The 20,848-nt window shown below is 71.6% G+C and carries 16 protein-coding genes; 12 read left to right on the forward strand and 4 right to left on the reverse strand.

The window, feature by feature from the left end:
* Positions 1-104: 104 nt before the first annotated feature.
* From ACH4DZ_RS26430 to ACH4DZ_RS26465, 8 genes are all read left to right on the forward strand, one after another.
* Positions 105-899 (forward strand): TIGR03084 family metal-binding protein, encoded by a 795-nt coding sequence (locus ACH4DZ_RS26430; protein ID WP_398289796.1) that lies wholly within the window; start codon positions 105-107, stop codon positions 897-899.
* Positions 896-2,683: an acyclic terpene utilization AtuA family protein gene (locus ACH4DZ_RS26435; protein ID WP_398289797.1), complete on the forward strand. Its 1,788-nt coding sequence runs from the start codon at positions 896-898 to the stop codon at positions 2,681-2,683. Before ACH4DZ_RS26430 ends, ACH4DZ_RS26435 begins: the two co-directional genes overlap by 4 nt.
* Entirely contained in the window at positions 2,680-4,278 is a 1,599-nt protein-coding gene (locus ACH4DZ_RS26440) for an acyl-CoA carboxylase subunit beta (protein WP_398289798.1), read from the forward strand. Before ACH4DZ_RS26435 ends, ACH4DZ_RS26440 begins: the two co-directional genes overlap by 4 nt.
* An 11-nt stretch (positions 4,279-4,289) precedes the next feature.
* Positions 4,290-6,170, forward strand: coding sequence for an acetyl/propionyl/methylcrotonyl-CoA carboxylase subunit alpha (locus ACH4DZ_RS26445; protein WP_398289799.1), 1,881 nt, complete (start codon positions 4,290-4,292; stop codon positions 6,168-6,170).
* A gap of 181 nt (positions 6,171-6,351) precedes the next feature.
* Positions 6,352-7,518, forward strand: a complete 1,167-nt coding sequence (locus tag ACH4DZ_RS26450) for an acyl-CoA dehydrogenase family protein (protein ID WP_398289800.1) — start codon at positions 6,352-6,354, stop codon at positions 7,516-7,518.
* Positions 7,519-7,619: 101 nt separating this feature from the next.
* Positions 7,620-9,185 carry a 4-coumarate--CoA ligase family protein gene (locus ACH4DZ_RS26455; protein ID WP_398290013.1) on the forward strand — a complete coding sequence of 522 codons (1,566 nt, stop codon included), beginning with the start codon at positions 7,620-7,622 and terminating at the stop codon, positions 9,183-9,185.
* Positions 9,182-9,925 (forward strand): enoyl-CoA hydratase family protein, encoded by a 744-nt coding sequence (locus ACH4DZ_RS26460; protein WP_398289801.1) that lies wholly within the window; start codon positions 9,182-9,184, stop codon positions 9,923-9,925. Before ACH4DZ_RS26455 ends, ACH4DZ_RS26460 begins: the two co-directional genes overlap by 4 nt.
* A complete protein-coding gene (locus ACH4DZ_RS26465) occupies positions 9,913-10,527 on the forward strand; it encodes a TetR/AcrR family transcriptional regulator (RefSeq protein WP_398289802.1) in 615 nt (204 codons plus the stop codon). The genes ACH4DZ_RS26460 and ACH4DZ_RS26465 overlap by 13 nt, the downstream gene beginning before the upstream one ends.
* Positions 10,528-10,676: 149 nt before the next feature.
* On the opposite strand, the gene pdxH is transcribed toward ACH4DZ_RS26465, so the two are convergent.
* The gene (gene pdxH, locus ACH4DZ_RS26470; protein ID WP_398290014.1) at positions 10,677-11,318 is read right to left on the reverse strand and encodes a pyridoxamine 5'-phosphate oxidase; all 642 of its coding nucleotides are present in this window, start codon (positions 11,316-11,318) and stop codon (positions 10,677-10,679) included.
* 362 nt (positions 11,319-11,680) lie between these two features.
* Here pdxH and ACH4DZ_RS26475 point away from each other — a divergent pair, with 362 nt between their 5' ends.
* Complete coding sequence (locus ACH4DZ_RS26475; protein WP_398289803.1) at positions 11,681-12,781, forward strand: citrate synthase 2; 1,101 nt, start codon at positions 11,681-11,683, stop codon at positions 12,779-12,781.
* 117 nt (positions 12,782-12,898) lie between these two features.
* Here ACH4DZ_RS26475 and ACH4DZ_RS26480 read toward each other — a convergent pair whose 3' ends face one another.
* Positions 12,899-14,071 (reverse strand): 4-hydroxybenzoate 3-monooxygenase, encoded by a 1,173-nt coding sequence (locus ACH4DZ_RS26480; RefSeq protein ID WP_398289805.1) that lies wholly within the window; start codon positions 14,069-14,071, stop codon positions 12,899-12,901.
* Between the two features lie 86 nt (positions 14,072-14,157).
* Positions 14,158-15,033, reverse strand: a complete 876-nt coding sequence (locus ACH4DZ_RS26485) for a helix-turn-helix domain-containing protein (protein ID WP_398289806.1) — start codon at positions 15,031-15,033, stop codon at positions 14,158-14,160.
* A gap of 643 nt (positions 15,034-15,676) precedes the next feature.
* Here ACH4DZ_RS26485 and ACH4DZ_RS26490 point away from each other — a divergent pair.
* Positions 15,677-17,062: a PAS domain-containing protein gene (locus ACH4DZ_RS26490; RefSeq protein WP_398289807.1), complete on the forward strand. Its 1,386-nt coding sequence runs from the start codon at positions 15,677-15,679 to the stop codon at positions 17,060-17,062.
* A 321-nt stretch (positions 17,063-17,383) separates the two neighbouring features.
* Here ACH4DZ_RS26490 and ACH4DZ_RS26495 read toward each other — a convergent pair whose 3' ends face one another.
* On the reverse strand, positions 17,384-18,142 hold the full coding sequence (locus ACH4DZ_RS26495; RefSeq protein ID WP_398289808.1) for an SIS domain-containing protein: 759 nt from the start codon (positions 18,140-18,142) through the stop codon (positions 17,384-17,386).
* 271 nt (positions 18,143-18,413) lie between these two features.
* Between ACH4DZ_RS26495 and ACH4DZ_RS26500 the strand changes: the two genes are divergently transcribed.
* Positions 18,414-19,106: a metal-dependent transcriptional regulator gene (locus ACH4DZ_RS26500; protein WP_055519260.1), complete on the forward strand. Its 693-nt coding sequence runs from the start codon at positions 18,414-18,416 to the stop codon at positions 19,104-19,106.
* Between the two features lie 774 nt (positions 19,107-19,880).
* Positions 19,881-20,819: an alpha/beta fold hydrolase gene (locus tag ACH4DZ_RS26505; protein WP_398289809.1), complete on the forward strand. Its 939-nt coding sequence runs from the start codon at positions 19,881-19,883 to the stop codon at positions 20,817-20,819.
* The last annotated feature ends 29 nt before the right edge of the window (positions 20,820-20,848 follow it).

Here is a 20,848-nt window from a genome sequence, read left to right on the forward strand (position 1 = left end):
CCGGTGCGCGCATCAATCAATGCAAGCACGCTTGATTGTTTCTCTGCCCGCTGCCATGCTCCACAACGCACCGCACACCGTCGTGCCCCGAGGGGAGCGCCATCGTGTCCGATCCGTCGTCCGTGATCGACGATCTGAGCCGGGAGAGCGAGCAACTCGACGCCCTGGTAGGGGAGTTGGCGGAGGAGCGCTGGGCGCTCGCCACCCCGGCCCCGAGGTGGACCGTCGCCCACCAGATCGCGCACCTCGCCTGGACCGACCGGTCCGCCCTGCTCGCCGTGACCGACGCCGCGGCCTTCGCGCAGGAGGTCGAGAAGGCGCTGGCCTCGCCCGATGGCTTCGTGGACGAGGGCGCGGAACAGGGGGCCGCGCTGCCCCCGGACCGGCTCCTCGCCCAGTGGCGCGCCGGACGGCAGGCGCTGGAGAAGGCCCTGCGCGCGGCACCCGCCGGAACGCGCTTCCCCTGGTACGGGCCGCCCATGTCGGTCGCCTCCATGGCGACGGGCCGTCTCATGGAGACCTGGGCCCACGGCCAGGACATCGCGGACACCTTGCAGGTGACGAGGCCACCCACCGACCGCCTCCGGCATGTGGTGCGCATCGGTGTGCGGGCCCGGAACTTCGCCTTCGGGGTACGAGGGCTCACCCCGCCCGAGGAGGAGTTCCGCGTCGAACTCACCGCACCCTCGGGAGAGTTGTGGTCGTACGGTCCCGAGGGCGCCGCCCAGCGCGTCACCGGCCCCGCGCTCGACTTCTGCCTCCTCGTCACCCAGCGGGCGAACCGCGTCGACCTCGCGGTACGGGCGGAAGGCCTCGACGCCGACCGCTGGCTGGACATCGCCCAGGCCTTCGCGGGCCCACCCGGCACGGGCCGCGCACCGAAGGGGACCGCGGAATGACCGGCGGCTCCACCGGCGATCCCACCACCGGCGGCCCCGTCACCCGCCCCCTGCGCATAGGCAACGCCTCCGGCTTCTACGGCGACCGTTTCGACGCCATGCGCGAGATGCTCACCGGCGGTCCGCTGGACGTCCTGACCGGCGACTACCTCGCCGAACTGACCATGCTCATCCTCGGCCGCGACCGCCTCAAGAACCCGGCCGGCGGTTACGCGCGCACCTTCCTGCGCCAGTTGGAGGAGTGCCTCGGACTCGCACACGAGCGGGGCGTGCGGATCGTGGCCAACGCGGGCGGCCTCAACCCGGCCGGACTGGCCGACGCCGTAAGGGAGTTGGCGGCCCGGCTCGGTGTTCCGGCGCGGGTCGCCCATGTCGAGGGCGACGACCTCACCGCCCGCCACCCCGGCCCCGGGAACCTGGTGCCGCGGCAGGCACTGGCCGCGCACGCCTACCTCGGCGGCGGAGGCGTCGCCGCCTGTCTGCGCGAGGGCGCGGACATCGTCGTCACCGGCCGGGTCACCGACGCCGCCCTGGTCACCGGGCCCGCGGTCGCCCACTTCGGCTGGGCGCCGGACGCCTACGACCGCCTCGCGGGAGCCGTCGTCGCCGGGCACGTACTGGAGTGCGGCACCCAGGCCACCGGCGGCAACTACGCCTTCTTCGCCGAGCACGACCCGGCCCGGCTGCGCCACCCGGGCTTCCCGGTCGCCGAACTCCACGAGGACGGCACGAGCGTCATCACCAAGCACGACGGCACCGGCGGCGTCGTGGACCTCGGCACGGTCACCGCCCAGCTCCTGTACGAGACGGCGGGCGCCCGGTACGCGGGGCCCGACGTCACCGCCCGTCTCGACTCGGTCCGCCTCACCCAGGAGGGGCCCGACCGCGTACGCATCGACGGGACGGGGGGCGAGGGCGTGCGCGGAGAGGCGCCGCCACCCACGCTGAAGGTCGGGCTCAACCGGCTCGGCGGTTTCCGCAACGAGGTCGTCTTCGTGCTGACCGGGCTCGACATCGAGGCCAAGGCCGCTTTCGTGCGGGCCCAGCTGGAGGCCGCGCTCAGGGGGGCGAAGTCCCGGCCCGCCGAGGTCCGCTGGGAACTCGTCCGCACCGACCGCCCCGACGCGCCCACCGAGGAGACCGCGAGCGCCCTGCTCCGGCTCGTCGTGCGCGACCCCGACCAGGACGCCGTGGGCCGCACCCTCAGCGGAGCCGCCATCGAACTGGCCCTGGGCAGCTACCCCGGATTCCATGTGATGGCCCCACCCGGAAAGGGCGCCCCCTATGGGGTCTTCGAGGATGTGTACGTCCCCCATGTGGACGTGGACCATGTGGCGGTCCTCCACGACGGGCGCCGGATCCCTGTGTCGCCGGCCCACGACACCCTCGTACTCCAGCCGCTCGCGCCCTCTCAGGAACCGCCCCTGCCCGAACCCCTCCCCGCCGGGTCCGCCGTGCGCCGCGCGCCCCTCGGTCTCGTCGCCGGGGCCCGCAGCGGTGACAAGGGCGGCAACGCGAACGTCGGCGTCTGGGTGCGCACGGACGACGCCTGGCGCTGGCTCGCCCACACCCTCACCACCGACCGGCTGCGCGAACTCCTCCCGGAGACGGCCGGCCTGACCGTCGTACGCCACGTCCTGCCCAACCTGCGCGCCCTGAACTTCGTCGTCGAGGGGATCCTCGGCGAGGGCGTCGCCGCGCAGCACCGGTTCGACCCGCAGGCCAAGGCCCTCGGCGAATGGCTGCGCTCCCGCCACCTCGACATACCGGAGGTACTGCTGTGACGGTCCTGGCGTCCGCGCTGGACACCTCCTCCGCCGACTACGCGGACCACCGCGAGACGATGCTCGGCAAGCTCGCCGACCTCACCACCGAGCACGCCAAGGCCCTCGCGGGCGGCGGCGAGAAGTACGTGGCCCGGCACCGCAAGCGCGGCAAACTGCTCGCCCGCGAACGCATCGAACTGCTCCTGGACCCCGACACGCCGTTCCTCGAACTGTCGCCGCTCGCCGCCTGGGGGAGTGACTACGCCGTCGGCGCCTCGCTCGTCACAGGCATCGGTGTCGTCGAGGGCGTCGAGTGCCTGATCACGGCCAACGACCCGACCGTACGCGGCGGAGCCAGCAACCCCTGGAGCCTGAAGAAGGCCTTGCGGGCCAACGACATCGCGTACGCGAACCGTCTCCCGAGCATCAGCCTCGTCGAGTCGGGCGGCGCCGATCTGCCCTCCCAGAAGGAGATCTTCATCCCCGGGGGCGCCATCTTCCGGGACATCACCCGGCTGTCGGCGGCCGGTATCCCGACCGTCGCCGTCGTCTTCGGCAACTCGACCGCCGGGGGCGCGTACATCCCCGGCATGTCCGACCACGTGATCATGGTCAAGGAGCGCGCGAAGGTCTTCCTCGGCGGCCCGCCGCTGGTGAAGATGGCCACCGGCGAGGAGAGCGACGACGAGTCCCTGGGCGGCGCCGAGATGCACGCGCGCGTGTCGGGTCTCGCCGACTACTTCGCCGTCGACGAGCGGGACGCCCTGCGGCAGGCGCGGCGCGTGGTCGCCCGCCTCAACCACCGCAAGGCGTACGCGGATCCCGCACCGGCCGAGCCGCCCGAGTACGACCCGGAGGAGCTGCTGGGCATCGTCCCCGGCGACCTCAAGCACCCCTTCGACCCGCGCGAGGTCGTCGCCCGGATCGTCGACGGTTCCGACTTCGACGAGTTCAAGCCCCTCTACGGGACGAGCCTGACGACCGGCTGGGCGAGCCTGCACGGCTATCCCGTCGGCATCCTCGCCAACGCGCGCGGCGTGCTCTTCAGCGAGGAGTCGCAGAAGGCCGCCCAGTTCATCCAGCTCGCCAACCAGCGCGACATCCCGCTGCTCTTCCTGCACAACACCACCGGCTACATGGTCGGCAAGGAGTACGAGCAGGGCGGCATCATCAAACACGGCGCGATGATGATCAACGCGGTGAGCAACAGCCGCGTCCCGCACCTGTCCGTGCTCATGGGCGCCTCCTACGGAGCGGGCCACTACGGGATGTGCGGTCGCGCGTACGACCCGCGCTTCCTCTTCGCCTGGCCCAGCGCCAAGTCCGCCGTCATGGGCCCGCAGCAGCTCGCCGGAGTCCTGTCGATCGTCGCCCGGCAGTCGGCTACGGCGAAGGGGCAGCCGTACGACGACGACGCCGACACGGCCCTGCGCGCCATGGTGGAGCAGCAGATCGAGTCCGAGTCCCTGCCGATGTTCCTGTCCGGGCGGCTCTACGACGACGGCGTCATCGACCCGCGCGACACCCGGACCGTCCTCGGCCTGTGCCTGTCCGCCATCCACACGACTCCGTACGAGGGCGCGCGCGGCGGCTTCGGCGTCTTCCGGATGTGAGAGGTCCCATGATGACGATTTCGAGTCTGCTGGTCGCCAACCGTGGTGAGATCGCCTGCCGGGTCTTCCGCACCTGCCAGGAACTGGGCATCCGTACCGTCGCCGTGTACGCGGACGCCGACGCGAACGCCCTCCACGCGCGCGTGGCCGACTCCGCCGTACGCCTGCCGGGCACAGCGCCCGCCGACACGTACCTGCGCGGCGACCTGATCGTGCAGGCCGCCGTCGCGGCGGGCGCCGACGCCGTGCACCCCGGATACGGCTTCCTCTCCGAGAACGCCGACTTCGCGCGGGCCGTCCTCGACGCGGGCCTCGTCTGGGTCGGCCCGCCCCCCGAGGCGATCGAGTCGATGGCCTCCAAGACCCGCGCCAAGGAGCTGATGGCCGCCGCCGGGGTGCCGTTGCTCGCGCCCCTGGACCCGGACGCCGTGACCGAGAAGGACCTGCCAGTCCTGGTGAAGGCGTCGGCGGGCGGCGGCGGACGCGGTATGCGCGTCGTCCGCGAACTCGCCGACCTGACCGGTGAGTTGAGGGCCGCGTCGGCCGAGGCGGAGAGCGCCTTCGGGGACGGCACGGTCTTCGTCGAGCCGTACGTCGAGCACGCGCGGCACGTCGAGGTGCAGATCGTCGCCGACGGCCACGGCACGGTCTGGGCCCTCGGCACCCGCGACTGCTCCCTCCAGCGCCGCCACCAGAAGGTCATCGAGGAGGCCCCCGCACCGGGCCTCGGCCCCCAGGTGGAACAGCGCCTGCTCTCGGCGGCGACGGCCGCCGCCCGCACGATCGCCTACACGGGCGCCGGCACGGTGGAGTTCCTGGTCTCCCAGGACGGCGACTCCGAGGACCGCGTCCACTTCCTGGAGATGAACACCCGCCTCCAGGTCGAACACCCCGTGACGGAGGCCGTGTTCGGGACCGACCTGGTCGCCCTGCAACTGCGCGTCGCCGAAGGGGGCACCCTGGACGGCGACCCGCCGACCCCCTCCGGCCACGCGGTCGAGGCCCGCCTCTACGCCGAGGACCCCGCCCAGGATTGGGCCCCCCAGACCGGCACCCTGCACCGGCTGTCCGTACCCGGCGTCCGCCTGGACACCGGCTACGGCGACGGCGACACGATCGGCGTCCACTACGACGCCATGCTCGCCAAGGCCGTCGCCCACGCGCCCACCCGCGCGGAGGCGATCCGCAGGCTCGCCGGAGCCCTGGAGCGGGGAGCCGTCCACGGCCCGGTCACCAACCGCGACCTCCTCGTACGCTCCCTGCGCCACGAGGAGTTCAGGGCGGCCCGGATGAACACGGCCTTCTACGCACACCACCTCGCCGACCTCACCAAGGCCGCCCCGGACCCGCACGCCCCCTTGGCCGCCGCACTCGCCGACGCGCATGGCCGCTCCCGCTTCGGCGGCTGGCGGAACCTGCCCTCGCAGCCGCAGAGCAGGCGCTACCTCGTGGCGGGGGAGGAGCACGAGGTCCACTACCGGCACACCCGGCAGGGCCCGGCCGCCGACGGCGTCCACGTGCTCCAGGCCGGCGCGGACCTCGTCGTACTCGAAATAGAGGGCGTACGCCGGAAGTTCGCGGTGGCCCGGTACGGCGCCCGGGTCCACGTGAACGACACCACGCTCACAGCCCTGCCCCGCTTCCCCGCCCCCGAGCCCGACCACGCCCCCGGCTCCCTCCTGGCCCCCATGCCCGGCACGGTGGTCCGCCTGGCGGAAGGCCTCGCGGAAGGAACCCAGGTGCAATCGGGCCAGCCCCTGATCTGGCTGGAGGCGATGAAGATGGAACACAAGATCACGGCCCCGGCATCCGGAACCCTGACGGCCCTGCACACCGCCCCCGGCCAACAGGTGGAGGTGGGCACCTTGTTGGCGGTGGTAGAGCCCACATAGGGGCACGGGGAACGGCGCAATCTTCCGCTTTTCGCTTTTAGGGGCGCGGGGAACGGCGCAGTCTTCTGCCTTTGTCTTTCAGGGGCGCGGGGAACTGCGCGACAAGCCACGACGCACCCGCACCCGCACCCGCACCCGCACCCTCCACCCGACACCAGCCCCCTCCCCCTGAGGAGCCCTCATGGCAACGGTCCTCGAAACAGACGAGCACAAAGCCCTCCGCGCAGCGGTATCGGCCCTCGGCAACCGCTACGGCCGCACCTACCTCGCCAAGGTCATCGCGGAGAAGTCCCACCCCACCGAACTGTGGGCGGAAGCCGCCAAACTCGGCTACCTGGGCGTCAACCTTCCGGAGGAATACGGTGGCGGAGGCGGCGGCATAGCCGAACTCTCCATAGTCCTCGAAGAACTCGGCGCAGCGGGCTGCCCCCTCCTCATGATGGTGGTCTCACCGGCCATCTGCGGCACGGTGATCGCCCGCTTCGGTACAGAGGAGCAGAAACAGGAGTGGCTCCCGGCCCTCGCCGACGGCACCCGCACCATGGCCTTCGGCATCACCGAACCCGACGCCGGCTCCAACAGCCACCGCATCACGACCACCGCCCGCCGCGCGGAGGACGGCACCGACTACATCCTCACCGGCCGCAAGGTGTTCATCTCGGGCGTCGACATCGCCGACGCCACCCTCATCGTGGGCCGCACGGCGGACGCCCGCACGGGCAACCTCAAGCCCTGTCTGTTCATCGTCCCCCGGGACGCCCCCGGCTTCGGGCGACGGCAGATCGACATGGAACTGCACGGCGCGGAGAAGCAGTTCGAGCTGACCCTCGACGACGTACGGCTGCCCGCCGACGCGCTCGTCGGCGACGAGGACGCGGGTCTGCTCCAGCTCTTCGCGGGCCTCAACCCCGAGCGCATCATGACCGCCGCGTTCGCGATCGGCATGGGCCGCTACGCGCTGTCCAAGGCCCTCGCCTACGCCCGCGAGCGCACCGTCTGGCGGGAGCCCATCGGCGCCCACCAGGCCATCGCGCACCCCCTCGCCCAGGCCCACATCGACCTCGAACTGGCGCGACTGATGATGCAGAAGGCCGCCCTCCTGTACGACTCCGGGGACGACGTGGGCGCGGGGGAGGCCGCCAACATGGCCAAGTACGCGGCGGCGGAGGCCTGTGTGAAGGCCGTCGATCAGTCCGTGCACACGCTCGGCGGCAACGGCCTGACCGCCGAGTTCGGCCTCGCGTCGCTCATCACCGCGTCCCGGGTGGCCCGTATCGCACCCGTCAGCCGCGAGATGATCCTCAACTACGTCTCGCACCAGACCCTGGGCCTGCCCAAGTCCTATTAGGCACCATCGTCGGTACAGCCTCCATCTCCCGTACAGCCTCCATCGTCCGTACAGCCTCCGGCTTCCGTGCAACTTCCGGCTCCTGGAAAGGGCCCGCCATGGTGTTCCGCAGCGAGTACGAGGACGTTCCCGCCGTCGAAGAACCCATCCACGAGGCGGTGCTGGGCCGCGCCGCCTCCCGGGGCGACGCACCCGCGCTGATCGACGGCGTGAACGGCATGACGCTCACCTACGCCCAACTCGACACGTTCCACCGCCGGATCGCCGCCGCGCTCACCGAACTCGGCGTCCGCAAGGGCGACGTACTGGCCCTGCACAGTCCCAACACCGTCGCCTTCCCCCCGGCGTTCTACGCCGCCACGCGCGCGGGGGCGTCGGTCACCACCGTGCACCCCCTCGCCACGCCCGAGGAGTTCGCCAAACAGCTGCGGGACTGCGCCGCCCGGTGGATCGTCACCGTGTCGCCCCTCCTGGAGACGGCCCGCGCGGCGGCCGAACTCGCGGGTGACATCGAGGAGATCCTCGTCTGCGACCAGGCACCCGGACACCGCTCGCTGCTCGACATGCTGGGCTCCACCGCCCCCGAGCCGCAGATCGACATCGACCCGGTGACGGACGTGGCGGCCCTGCCGTACTCATCCGGGACGACCGGCACCCCCAAGGGCGTCATGCTCACCCACCGGAACATCGCCACCAACCTCGCGCAGCTGACGCCCACCATGCCGATGGGCCCCGGCGACCGCATCCTCGCCGTGCTGCCGTTCTTCCACATCTACGGGCTGACGGCCCTCATGAACGCACCCCTCAGACAGGGCGCCACCGTCGTCGTGCTGCCCCGCTTCGACCTCGACACCTTCCTCGCGGCCATCGAGAAACACCGCATCACCGGCCTCTACGTGGCCCCGCCGATCGTCCTCGCCCTCGCCAAGCACCCGGCCGTCGAGGGCTACGACCTGTCGTCCCTGAAGTACGTCATCAGCGCGGCGGCGCCCCTGGACGCCGAACTCGCCGAAGCGTGCTCGCGCCGGCTCGGCCTGCCGCCGGTCGGACAGGCGTACGGCATGACGGAACTCTCGCCCGGTACCCATGTAGTCCCCCTGGAGGAGACGGACCCGCCCCCTGGGAGCGTCGGCAAACTCATCGCCGGCACGGAGATGCGCATCGTCTCCCTGGACGACCCCGGAAAGGACCTCGGCGTCGACGAGCGCGGCGAGATCGTCATCCGCGGCCCACAGGTCATGAAGGGCTACCTGGGGCGCCCCGACGAGACAGCCGCGATGATCGACGACGACGGCTGGCTCTCCACCGGGGACGTCGGCCACGTCGACGCGAACGGCTGGCTGTACGTCGTCGACCGGGTCAAGGAACTCATCAAGTACAAGGGCTTCCAGGTGGCCCCCGCCGAACTCGAAGCCCTCCTGCTGACACACCCCGGCATCGCCGACGCGGCCGTCATCGGCGTCTACGACACCGACAACAACGAGAGGCCGCACGCGTACGTCGTACGCCAGCCGGCCGCGCCCGACCTCACCGGGAACGACGTCATGGAGTACGTCGCCGAGCGCGTCGCCCCGTACAAGAAGGTCCGGCACGTCACGTTCCTCGGCGCGGTGCCCAGGGCGGCCTCCGGAAAGATCCTGCGACGAGAACTGCGGGAGCGCGCATGACCACGGTGCGGCGGTCGTACGAGCGCGGGATCACCACCCTCGCGCTCGACGCGCCCGAGCGGCGCAACGCCCTCTCCGCCCGGCTGGTGGCGGACCTGGCGGACGCGCTCCGGGAAGCCGGCAAGGACGGTGACGTACGCGCCGTCGTCCTCACCCACACCGGCAACACCTTCAGCGCGGGCGCGGACCTGAACGACCCCCCGCACCCGGACGTCCTGGTCGCCCTGCTGCGGCAGATCGTCGAACTGCCCAAACCCGTCGTCGCCCGCGTCACCGGACACGTCCGCGCGGGCGGCCTCGGACTGCTCGGCGCCTGCGACCTCGCGGCGGCCTCCCAGGAGGCCACGTTCGCCTTCACGGAGGTACGCATCGGGGTGGCCCCCGCCGTGATCTCACTGCCCCTCCTGCCGCGCCTCGACCCGCGCGCGGTGGCCCGCTACTACCTCACCGGCGAGAGGTTCGACGCGGCCGAGGCCGCCCGGATCGGGCTCGTCACGGTGGCGGGAGCGGCGGGGGAGACCGTGGACGCCGTACTCGCGCCGGTGCTGGACGGACTGCGCCGCGCTTCCCCCCAGGGGCTGGCCGAGACGAAGCGGCTGCTCACGGCTAAGGTGCTGGACACCTTCGACCGGGACGCGGCCGCCCTGACCGTGCTCTCGGCCCGGCTGTTCTCCTCCGCGCAGGCCCGCGAGGGAATGACGGCCTTCCTCGAACGACGGGATCCCTCATGGGTGTGGTGAACGGCGCGGCACAGGCGCCGGTGGAGCGCGTCCCCAAACAGGACCGCAGCCGCGCCACCCGGCAACGCCTTCTCGAAGCCGCGGTCGCCTGCCTCGCCGAACGCGGCTGGGCGGGCTCCACGGTCTCTGTCGTCGCCGAACACGCCGGGGTGTCGCGGGGCGCCGCCCAGCACCACTTCCCGACCCGCGAGGACCTCTTCACGGCGGCCGTGGAGTACGTCGCCGAGGAACGCTCCACCGCGCTGCGCGCCCTCTTCCCCGAGGGCGCGGCCGACCGCCGTGCCGTCGTCGCCGCCCTGGTCGACCTCTACACGGGCCCGCTGTTCCGCGCCGCGCTCCACCTCTGGGTCGCCGCGTCGAACGAGGCGCAGCTGCGCCCGCGCGTCACCGAACTGGAAGGCCGCGTCGGCCGCGAGACCCATCGCATAGCCGTGGACCTCCTCAACGCCGACGAGACCCGCCCCGGCGTACGCGAAACGGTCCAGGGCTTCCTGGACATGTCCCGAGGCCTCGGCCTGGCCAACCTCCTCACGGACGACACGACCCGCCGATCCGGGGTGGCCACCCAGTGGGCCCAGATCCTGGACAACGCCCTGGACTGAAAGCCGCCCGGGGGCGCGGGGAACGGCGCAATCTTTCGGCTTTTCAGGGGCGCGGGGAACGGCGCGACCAGCCACGACGAACCCGCAGCCGCAATCCGGGGCCAAGGGGCACCCCCTGAGGCGAGGGGGCGCCAGAGGGGCACAGCCCCTCAAGGACTGAGCCTCTCCACCCGCCACCCCCCGTCGGCCACCGCCACATACCGCAGCCGGTCATGAAGCCGATTCTCCCGCCCCTGCCAGAACTCCACCGCCCGGGGCGAAACCCGAAACCCGCCCCACCCGGTGGGCACAGGCACCTGCGCCCCCTCGGGATACCGAGAGACCAACTCCGCGTACGACGCGTCCAGCTCGTCCCGCGAACCGACCACCGAGGACTGCGCACTGGCCCACGCCCCGAGCTGCGACCCGTGAGGCCGCGTACGGAAGTACGCCGCCGTCTCGTCCCGCCCCGTACGCCGCGCGGTCCCTGTGACGACGACCTGCCGCGCCACCGGATGCCACGGGAAGAGCAACGACACGTACGGATTCTCGGCCAGCTCGCGCGCCTTGCGGGACTCGTAGTTGGTGAAGAAGACGAAACCCCGCTCGTCGTACTGCTTCAGAAGCACCGTGCGGGAACTGGGCCGCCCCTCCGCGTCCGCCGTGGACACGATCATCGCGTTCGGCTCGTACAACCCTCCCCGCGCCTCGCCCTGCGCCGCGGCCTGTACGAACCAGCGCGCGAACTGCTCCATGGGGTGGTCGGCCAGCTCGGTCTCGTCGAGTCCCGCGGCCCGGTACTGCTTGCGCATCGACGCGGGGTCGAGCGAGGGGCCGGTAAGGGGGGCACTGTCGGTCACCCGGACATCCTGCCGTACTCGCCGCCGGGCGTGGGCTTCATCACTGACTGGCACTGAGTGCCGCGTACTCTCCCCAAAGGTGACACCAAGGGATATCGTCCTGCTGCCAAGAGGTTGGGTGACCGCCGACCGCACGGGGCATGACCGCAGTGACGTACGGACCGCGAGTCCACGAGGCGACCGCGTAACCGCACGCTCGCACCCACCAAGGACACCGCACCACCCACCCCTCGCACAGCTCACCCCGCACAGCTCATCCCGCACAGCGCACATCCCACACATCGTCTGTCGCCCACATCATGAGGAGCCGCCTGATGTCCGACTTCGTACCCGGACTTGAGGGAGTCGTCGCTTTCGAGACGGAGATCGCCGAACCGGACAAGGAGGGCGGCGCCCTGCGGTACCGGGGCGTCGACATCGAGGATCTGGTCGGCCACGTCTCCTTCGGCAACGTCTGGGGGCTGCTCGTGGACGGGGCGTTCAACCCCGGCCTGCCGCCCGCCGAGCCGTTCCCGATCCCCGTCCACTCCGGTGACATCCGTGTGGACGTCCAGTCCGCGCTCGCCATGCTCGCCCCCGTCTGGGGCCTGAAACCGCTCCTCGACATCGACGAGAAGCAGGCCCGCGCGGACCTCGCCCGCGCCGCGGTCATGGCCCTGTCGTACGTCGCCCAGTCCGCCCGCGGCCAGGGCCTGCCGATGGTCCCGCAGCGGGAGATCGACAAGGCGCGGTCCGTCGTCGAACGCTTCATGATCCGCTGGCGCGGCGAGCCCGACCCCAAGCACGTGGCGGCGGTCGACGCCTACTGGACCAGCGCCGCCGAGCACGGCATGAACGCGTCCACGTTCACCGCCCGCGTCATCGCCTCCACCGGCGCGGACGTGTCGGCGGCCCTCTCCGGCGCCGTCGGCGCCATGTCAGGACCGCTGCACGGCGGCGCCCCCTCGCGCGTCCTCGGCATGATCGAGGAGATCGAACGCACGGGCGACGCCGAGGCGTTCGTCAAGCAGGCCCTGGACAAGGGCGAGCGGCTGATGGGCTTCGGCCACCGGGTGTACCGCGCCGAGGACCCGCGCGCGCGAGTGCTCCGCCGCACCGCCCGTGAACTCGGAGCCCCCCGCTTCGAGATCGCCGAGGCCCTGGAGAAGGCCGCCCTCGCCGAACTGCACGCCCGCCGCCCGGACCGCGTCCTGGCGACGAACGTCGAGTTCTGGGCCGCCATCGTCCTGGACTTCGCCGAGGTCCCGGCCCACATGTTCACCTCGATGTTCACGTGCGCCCGTACCGCCGGCTGGTCGGCGCACATCCTGGAGCAGAAGCGCACCGGACGCCTCGTGCGCCCCTCCGCGCGCTACATCGGCCCCGGCACCCGCAACCCGGCCGCCATCGAGGGCTACGGAGACATCGCCCACTGATCTCGTAGGGGTGCACGGCCTGTGTGCACGGCACATGTGGCGGCGTTCTCCAGGCGACTGGGGGGCGCCGCCACACGTGTGCCACGCGGGGCGCACATATGGCGTACGAACGACGTACTAGTTGGTCCCGGCGGCGAGTTCGCTGAAGAGCTTGTTCGCCGCGTCCGAGGCGAACTGGCGCCGCAGCTCGGCCCGGGCCACCTGCTTGCGGAACTCCCCCTCGTAGCCGGTGAAACCGGCGTTGTGCATGGTGTCGGTGATCCAGGTGGCGAACGCCTGGTAGTTCCAGATGTGGGGCAGACAGGTCTCCGAGTAGCTGTCGAGGAGGCTTGCGTCGCCTTCCTCCACCTGCCGGATCACGGCGCGGGCGAAGACCTCGGCGTCGTGCAGGGCGAGGTGGATGCCCTTGGCGCTCATCGGCGGGACGATGTGCGCCGCGTCCCCGAGGAGATACAGGCTGCCGTAGCTCATGGGGTCGAACACCACGCTGCGCAGCGGCACGATCCGCTTGTCGACGATCTCGCCGCTCGGCACGGGCGTGCCGAAGCGGGCCTCCAGCTCGCTCCAGACGCGTTCGTCCGGCCACTGCTCGACGGTGTCGTCGACCCGGCACTGAAGGTAGACGCGGCTGGCGTGCGGGCCCCGCGGGATCATGCCGGCGAGGCCGCGTGAATGGATCGCCATGCCGGAGGGGTTCGCCGGGACCGCGGCCAGGACGCTGAGCCAGTTGTACCCGTACGCGTGGGAGTACTCGGTCAGCGCGGCGGCCGGGATCGTACGCCGGCTCACTCCGTGGAAACCGTCGCAGCCGGCGACGAAGTCGCAGGCGACGGCCCCGGACGAGCCGTCGGCCCCCCGGTAGCGGACGACGGGACGCTCGCCCGTGATGTCCTCCAGGGAGACGTCGGCGGCTTCGAAACGGAGATCCCCGCCGTCGCGCAGGAAGCGGTCCGTGAGGTTGCGGACGAGGACCTGCTGGGGGCAGTAGAGGCTTTCGCCGTTGTCGTCGTCCACGTCGATCGGCATCGCCTCCCCGTCGATGTGGAAGCCGCCCTCGCTGTGGGGGACGGGGTCGCCCTCCAGTACCTCTTCGAGGCCCCACGCGCGGAACATGCGCACCCCGAAGGTGTCGATCGTCCCGGCGCGCTGACGCTGTTCGACGTAGGCGCGGGAGTGCTTCTCCAGTACGACGCAGCCGATGCCCTTGCGCAGGAGAAAGTTGCCGAGCGTCAGTCCGGCGACCCCTGCCCCGATGACGACGACGGTCGTGTTCTCGCGTGTTCCAGTCATGGGACCCACTGTGGAAGTCGCCGAGGCTGCGAACCACCGGTGAGGGGACAGCGAATACCGAAAAGCCGCCAACCTTGCGGCGGCATTCAGCGTTCGGCCGACTGCTGCCGTGCGGGCGCGGGTCTGCGCAGGTCCGCCCGATAGCGGCCGGGGGTCTGGCCGACGACCTCGGTGAAGGCGTCGATGAAGCTGGAGGGGTTGGACCAGCCGCACGCCATCGCGGTGTCGGTGACGGACAGGCCGTCGGTGAGACGGCCCAGGGCGTGATGGATGCGCAGGGTGGTGCGCCAGCGGTGGAAGCTCATGCCGAGTTCCGTGTGGAACAGGCGGCTCAGGGTGCGCTCGCTCGCCCCGACCGTGCGCCCCAGGCCGGCCAGAGTGATCGGCCGGGCGGGATCCTCGTGCAGGAGATCGGTGGCCGAGCGCAGCCGGTCGTCACGGGGTTCGGGCAGGTGCAGGGACTGTTCGGCGGCATCGGCGAGCTCGTCCACGACCACGGTGAGCAGCCTCCGGTACGCGCCCGGCCTTCGCTCCGGCCTGTCGGTCAGCGCCAGGAGCGCCTCGCGCAGCAGCGGGCTCACCGCGAAGACGCTGGGGTGGTCGACGAGTCCCCCGCACAGCTCGACCGGCACGGAGAGGAGGCGGACGTCGGTCTCGCCGTAGAAGCGATGGGAGTGGGCGAAACGCGGCGGCGTCCAGGTGACACGGTTGGCCGGGGCGACCCAGGTCCCGCGCTCGGTCGCCGTGGCGAGCGCACCGGCGGCGGCGTACACGAGCTGCCCCTGGGTGTGCGAGTGGGGATCGAGCCGGTACCCGTGCGGAAGCCACGCGGCTCCTCGAAAGGCAGCCTCTTCCGGCTCCGGCTCCGGCTCCGGCTGCTGCTCCGACTCCGGCTCCGGTTCTTGCTCCGGCTCCGGCTCCGGTTCGGCGGGCGTCGTCGGGGCCTGGCGGTCTTTCGGCATCGGGCGCCACATTACCGACGGTCGGCCGACGTGGCCCCCGCGTCCAAGCCGCCCCGAGACCGCAACCCCGAGAACGCAACCCCGCGAGCGCAACCCCGAGAACGCAACCCCGCGAGCGCAACGCAGACGACCCGCGTGCTCGGGTCCCCTCCGAGGAGGGGGCCGGCCGGACTCACCGGCGAGCACGCGGGTCGGGTGACTGCTGAGATTGGGCCGGCCGCACGCTCGTCTCACGCGCTGGTCCGGCACCGCACTGTGTGTGGTGACGGGCCGCTAGCCCGCAGCCACCTCGCTGGTCCGGGTTTCAGACATGTACCCGATCACCTCCTTTCGGCGTGCGACACACACTAGGAAGCGTCACGGCTTCGCTCAAGTGATTTTCCGGGACGGCGGTTTTCCGGGCGCCGACGCGTTGACGGCGCCGACGAGGGAAGCGATCTTGTGGAGGGGGCCGGGACGACGGAGATCCGGCCGACCGGGGGTGAAGTGCCCGCGCACAACGATTTCCGCAATCTTGCGGGAACCAGATGTGGGCTGCGTCACGTTCGAGTTGAATGATTCCTAGTGAGTGATTCGTAGTGAGTGAACAGACGCGCGGGCACACCGCGCAGGACACGCCGACACGGCCTGCAGGGGGTGCCAGGTGAGTGCTTCGCGGCGTAGCGGGACCACGGACGAGCTCGGGCCGGACGAGCCGGAGCGGGACGGGTCCGATCTGCTGGCCGCTCTGCTCGACGGGATGGACGCGGCGCTGTGCGCGTTCGACGCCGACGGAGTGGTGACGCACTGGAACCGGGAGGCCGAGCGGATCCTCGGCTGGACCGCGGCCGAGGCGGTCGGGCGGCACGGGTTCGCCGGCTGGGCCGTGCGGACCGCGGACGCCGAGGAGGTCGAGAGCCGGCTGCTGTCCGCGATGCAGGCCCCGGGACGGCAGGTCCACGAGTTCGCGCTGCTCACCAAGGAGGGCGGCCGGGTGCTCGTACGGACGCAGTCGGCCGCCGTGCCGGGTCCCGACGGGAAGCCGGCCGGGGTGTACTGCGCCTTCAGCGAGGTGCACGCGCAGATCGACCTGGAGCGGTCGATCGCCCTGAGCGAGGCGCTGTTCGACGACGCCTCCTGGGGTGTCGTCCTCGTCGACGCCGACCTGCGGCCCGCCGTCGTCAACGGACACGCCGCGCGAGCGCTCGGCACGGGGCGCACGGCCGTACTGGGCCGCCCCCTGGGCGAGTTGATCGCGCAGGGCGTGGAGGAGCTGGAGAGCGCGCTCACGCACGTTCTCGCGGAGGGTGCGCCGCCGGCGCCCGCCGAGATGTGGGTGACCCTGCGGACCGCGGAGGGTGAGCAGCGCCGTTGCTGGCGCAGCGGCTTCCTGCGGCTCGCGTCACCGCTCACGGAGGAACCGGTTCCGCTCGGTGTGGGCTGGCTGTTCCAGGATGTGACCGAGAGCAAGCAGACGGAGCAGGAAGCGGCGTTGTTGCGCTTCAGGACGAACCAGCTGCACCGGGCCGCGCGGGCCGCCGCCGAGTGCGAGGACCCCGCGGAGGGTGCGTCCGTCCATCTCGACTTCGCGCTGGCCGGATTCGCCGACCACGCGCTGATCGACCGGGTGGCCGGCGGTTCGGTGGCGGACGGCGAGGGTCCGGTCCGGCTCGTACGGGGTCCCGCCACGCCCTCCGGAGCGCCGGGCCCGAGCCTGCCCGCGGGCCGGGCCGGGCTGCCCGTGCGGTACTCCGAGGGGCATCCGGCGCTGCAGTGCGTCGAACGGATCGGTTCCGTACGCGCCAGTGCGGGGTCGACCGAGCCCGACCGCACACGCGACTGGGCCGTGGCCCGGCAGTGGCCCGCCGACTCGGTGCACGCCTTGTGCGTCGTCCTGCGCAGCCGTGGGCGGACGCTGGGCGTCGTCACGTTCCTGCGCGGCGCCAGCCGCACGCAGTTCGAGAGGTTCGACGCGACGTACGCGGAGGATGTCGCCGTCCGGATCGCGGCGGCGCTGGACCTGGCGGCAACCTTGCCCACCCACCCCTGACCCCCCACCGGCCCGAACGGCCTCGCCCTCAAAGCACGGCGAAGCCGGCTCTCAAGGGTCGCGGGGAACGGCGCGCCCAGCCACGGCCGACCCGCACCCGAAAACACACCGGGGCAGGGGCGGCAGCCCCGTCTCAAGAGGCGCGGGGAACGGCGCGACCAGCCACAGGCGGCCCGCACCCGAAAACGCACCGGGGCAGGGGCGGCAGCCCCGTCTTAAGGGGCGCGGGGAACGGCGCGACCAGCCACAGGCGGCCCGCGCCCGACAACGCAACCGGGTGCAGGGGCGAAGCCCCGCACTCAACGGCCACCCGCCGGCAGGCTACCGCTGCCAGTAGAAGATCCGGTCCCCGTACTCCTCGAAGACCCGGTCGTTCCACTCCAGCCCGCCGTCCACGTTCCCCGACCGCAGAAGCGGAGGTTCGACCCCGCGGTCCGCGAGGACACCCGCCGCCGTCGCCATGACCGACTGGAGAAGCGCCGAGGTCACGACCGTGGACGCGGACGCGAAGGGCGCCGCAATGGTGTCGAGGCTGAGTTCCGCGTCCCCGATCGCGATCTTCGAGTCGAGGACGACGTCGCAGTGGTCCTTCAAGTACGTCCCCGAGGAGTGCCGGGACGCCGTCTCGGAGGCGTACACGACCGACGTGACCCCGATGACCTTGAGCCCGAGCGCGCGGGCGCTCATCGCCATCTCGACGGGGAGCGCGTTGCGCCCGGAGAGCGAGATGACCACGAGGAGGTCGCCGGAGCGGGCCGGGCTGGAGCCGAGGACCGCGCTCGCGAGGCCGTCGACCCGTTCCAGCGCGGAGCCCAGCGTCGCCGGCATGACGTCGACACCGACCGCGCCCGGCACGGCGAGCAGGTTCATCAGCGCGAGACTGCCCGCGCGGTAGACGAGGTCCTGCGCGGCCAGCGACGAGTGCCCGGCACCGAAGGCGAAGAGCCGCCCGCCCTCGGCGACCGTGTCGGCGATCAACGTCCCGGCGGCCTCGATCGACGCGGCCTCCTCGTCCCGCACCCGCTGCAGCAGGCCGATCGCGGCGTCGAAGAACTGCCCGGCCAGCTTGCTGTGGCTCATCGGCGAAGCCCCTTCCGCTGTCGTGTCGCGGATCACGTTGCGGTCTGGACCACTGCTGTGTCAATACGCTCCACAGGGGCGACACTGGGTTACGAGGGCCCCTTTCCACCCGGCCGGGTGCCGGGCCCGGCCGCATCGCGCAGGCACTCGTCGCCACGTGGTTCCGACGGCGCGGCACGGTTGTCAGTGGGATGCGTCAGAATTGTTGCCAGGGCCAGCGCACACGCCGGTGAGCCACCCAGCCTCCGGCAGAGCTAATCGAGGGGCACGTATGTCCGGACTGATCGACACCACGGAGATGTACCTCCGCACCATCCTTGAGCTGGAGGAGGAAGGTGTGGTCCCCATGCGCGCCCGGATCGCCGAGCGGCTCGACCAGAGCGGGCCGACCGTCAGCCAGACCGTGGCGCGCATGGAGCGCGACGGTCTCGTGGCTGTCGCGAGCGACCGTCACCTGGAGTTCACGGAGGAGGGCCGCCGGCTGGCCACGCGCGTGATGCGCAAGCACCGCCTCGCCGAGTGCCTGCTCGTCGACGTGATCGGTCTGGAGTGGGAGCAGGTGCACGCGGAGGCCTGTCGCTGGGAGCACGTGATGAGCGAGGCGGTCGAGCGCCGCGTGCTCGAACTGCTGCGCCACCCGACCGAGTCGCCGTATGGGAACCCGATTCCGGGCCTGGAGGAGCTGGGCGAGAAGGACGTGGCGGACCCCTTCCTGGACGCGGGCATGGTCTCGCTGGCCGACCTCGACCCCGGCCTCGACGGCAAGACGGTCGTCGTCCGCCGTATCGGCGAGCCGATCCAGACGGACGCGCAGCTGATGTACACGCTGCGCCGGGCGGGCGTTCAGCCCGGTTCGGTCGTGAGCGTGACGGAGTCCGCGGGCGGGGTGCTCGTGGGCAGTGGCGGAGAGGCCGCGGAGCTGGAGTCGGACGTGGCGTCCCACGTGTTCGTGGCGAAGAGGTAGCAGCCGGGGGAACTACCGGCTGTTTCCCGCTGTGCGCTGTGCGCACAGGCCCGCCCGGGGGACGGGGCCGTCCACGGGCCCCTCCCGGGCCGGTCGTGCGGTCCTCCGTACGCCTGTCCGGGCGCTGTCGCGCGCATCGGCGTACCCCGGGGCGTGCCTGGCGGCGCCCCCTTGACCAGGGCCTCTCACGGCTGTCTCTCCCCGCCCCGAAACACGGTGTCAACTCCCTTAACGGGGACCTCAGTTGCCCCACCTGGGGGTTCCCGCAGAAACAGAGATTCAGTGCGCGGAATCGCAGCGAACGGGCCGTTCCCATGCAAGGCTGTCGCGAGAGGCATATGACCTGAGGGCTCTGGACCGGGACGGCAGCGGCGCCGACGCGCGGTCGGGGAGGGGGCGTAAGGATGTGCCGCGGACGTGAGGAGAGCCTCGGCGCCCTGATGAGGCGCCGAGGCCTGTCCTCCCCTGTGCTGACCCGGAGCCCCGAGCTCCCAGGGTCATCCCCTTCGGACCGTTTTCCCCGAGCGGCCCGCCTCCCGTTGGAGATCTCCCCTCGGCGGCGGCGGTCAATCCTCGGGCGAGGTCACTCGAAGGAGGGGTGTTACCGCCGAGAAGCCCACTTTCGAATACGCATTCGATAGCGTATGGGTGACGGATCGACCACTGATTACGCAGGAACAACCAGCAGGAGCAGCGGCACGGCGAACGGCACGAGTGGACCGGCCGGCTCGTGCGGGACGAGTCGGCCGAGCGGATCAAGGGGGGTGCCAGCGTATGGTGCGGCGCATCGACGTGACCGGTGCGAGTGGAATACGCCTCGCTGCCTGGGAGTTCGCCGATCCTCCCAAGACCGATCCGGGCAGGGGCGGCGCGGACAGGAGCGGCGCGGACAGCGGCGCTGCGGGTGGCGGCGGTTCGGGCGGGGCCAGGGCGGGCGGGAGCGAGCAGACGCCCGGCGTGCTCTTACTTCACGGGCTCATGGGCCGCGCCTCGCACTGGGCGTCCACCGCCCGCTGGCTCGCCGAGCGGCACCGGGCCGTGGCGCTCGACCAGCGGGGCCACGGACAGAGCGCGAAGTTGCCGGAGACGGAGTACACGCGCGGGGCGTACGTCGAGGACGCGGAGGCCGCTCTCGAAGAGCTGGGCCTCGCCCCGGCCGTCCTCATCGGGCACGCCATGGGGGCCCTGACGGCCTGGCAGCTCGCCGCCAGACGGCCCGACCTGGTGCGGGGCCTGGTCATCTGCGACATGCGGGCCTCGGCGCTCGGGGCGGCCTCGCAGCGCGAGTGGGAGGAGTGGTTCAAGTCCTGGCCGGTTCCGTTCGCCACGCTCGCGGATGTACGGAAGTGGTTCGGCGAGGACGATCCCTGGGTGGAGCGGCCGAACACCTCGCGCGGTGAGTTCTACGCCGAGGTCATGGCCGAGCACGAGGACGGGTGGCGGCCGGTCTTCGAGCCCGAGCAGATGCTCAAGTCGCGGGAGACGTGGGTGTACGACGCGCACTGGGAGGAACTGGCGCAGGTGCGGTGTCCCACGCTGGTCGTCCGGGGGCTCGACGGGGAGTTGGGGCGGGCCGAGGCCCAGGAGATGGTTCGGGTGCTGCCTGATGGGCGGTATGCGGAGGTGGTCGATGCGGGGCATCTTGTCCACTACGACCAGCCGGAGGCGTGGCGGGTGGCGGTTGAGCCGTTCTTGGACGAGGTGCTTCGGTAGGGGCGGGGTGGGGTGTCGTCCGGCTGCGG

It is taken from the genome of Streptomyces sp. NPDC017991 (genome assembly GCF_044328075.1).
Lineage (GTDB): Bacteria > Actinomycetota > Actinomycetes > Streptomycetales > Streptomycetaceae > Streptomyces.

Excerpts from the sequence above, each read along its gene's own strand:
- ACH4DZ_RS26435 (WP_398289797.1), top strand. The coding sequence starts at position 896 with ATGACCGGCGGCTCCACCGGCGATCCCACCACCGGCGGCCCCGTCACC.
- ACH4DZ_RS26445 (WP_398289799.1), top strand. The coding sequence starts at position 4,290 with ATGACGATTTCGAGTCTGCTGGTCGCCAACCGTGGTGAGATCGCCTGC.
- ACH4DZ_RS26450 (WP_398289800.1), top strand. The coding sequence starts at position 6,352 with ATGGCAACGGTCCTCGAAACAGACGAGCACAAAGCCCTCCGCGCAGCG.
- ACH4DZ_RS26460 (WP_398289801.1), top strand. The coding sequence starts at position 9,182 with ATGACCACGGTGCGGCGGTCGTACGAGCGCGGGATCACCACCCTCGCG.
- ACH4DZ_RS26465 (WP_398289802.1), top strand. The coding sequence starts at position 9,913 with ATGGGTGTGGTGAACGGCGCGGCACAGGCGCCGGTGGAGCGCGTCCCC.
- pdxH (WP_398290014.1), bottom strand. The coding sequence starts at position 11,318 with ATGCGCAAGCAGTACCGGGCCGCGGGACTCGACGAGACCGAGCTGGCC.
- ACH4DZ_RS26475 (WP_398289803.1), top strand. The coding sequence starts at position 11,681 with ATGTCCGACTTCGTACCCGGACTTGAGGGAGTCGTCGCTTTCGAGACG.
- ACH4DZ_RS26480 (WP_398289805.1), bottom strand. The coding sequence starts at position 14,071 with ATGACTGGAACACGCGAGAACACGACCGTCGTCGTCATCGGGGCAGGG.
- ACH4DZ_RS26485 (WP_398289806.1), bottom strand. The coding sequence starts at position 15,033 with ATGCCGAAAGACCGCCAGGCCCCGACGACGCCCGCCGAACCGGAGCCG.
- ACH4DZ_RS26495 (WP_398289808.1), bottom strand. The coding sequence starts at position 18,142 with ATGAGCCACAGCAAGCTGGCCGGGCAGTTCTTCGACGCCGCGATCGGC.
- ACH4DZ_RS26500 (WP_055519260.1), top strand. The coding sequence starts at position 18,414 with ATGTCCGGACTGATCGACACCACGGAGATGTACCTCCGCACCATCCTT.
- ACH4DZ_RS26505 (WP_398289809.1), top strand. The coding sequence starts at position 19,881 with ATGGTGCGGCGCATCGACGTGACCGGTGCGAGTGGAATACGCCTCGCT.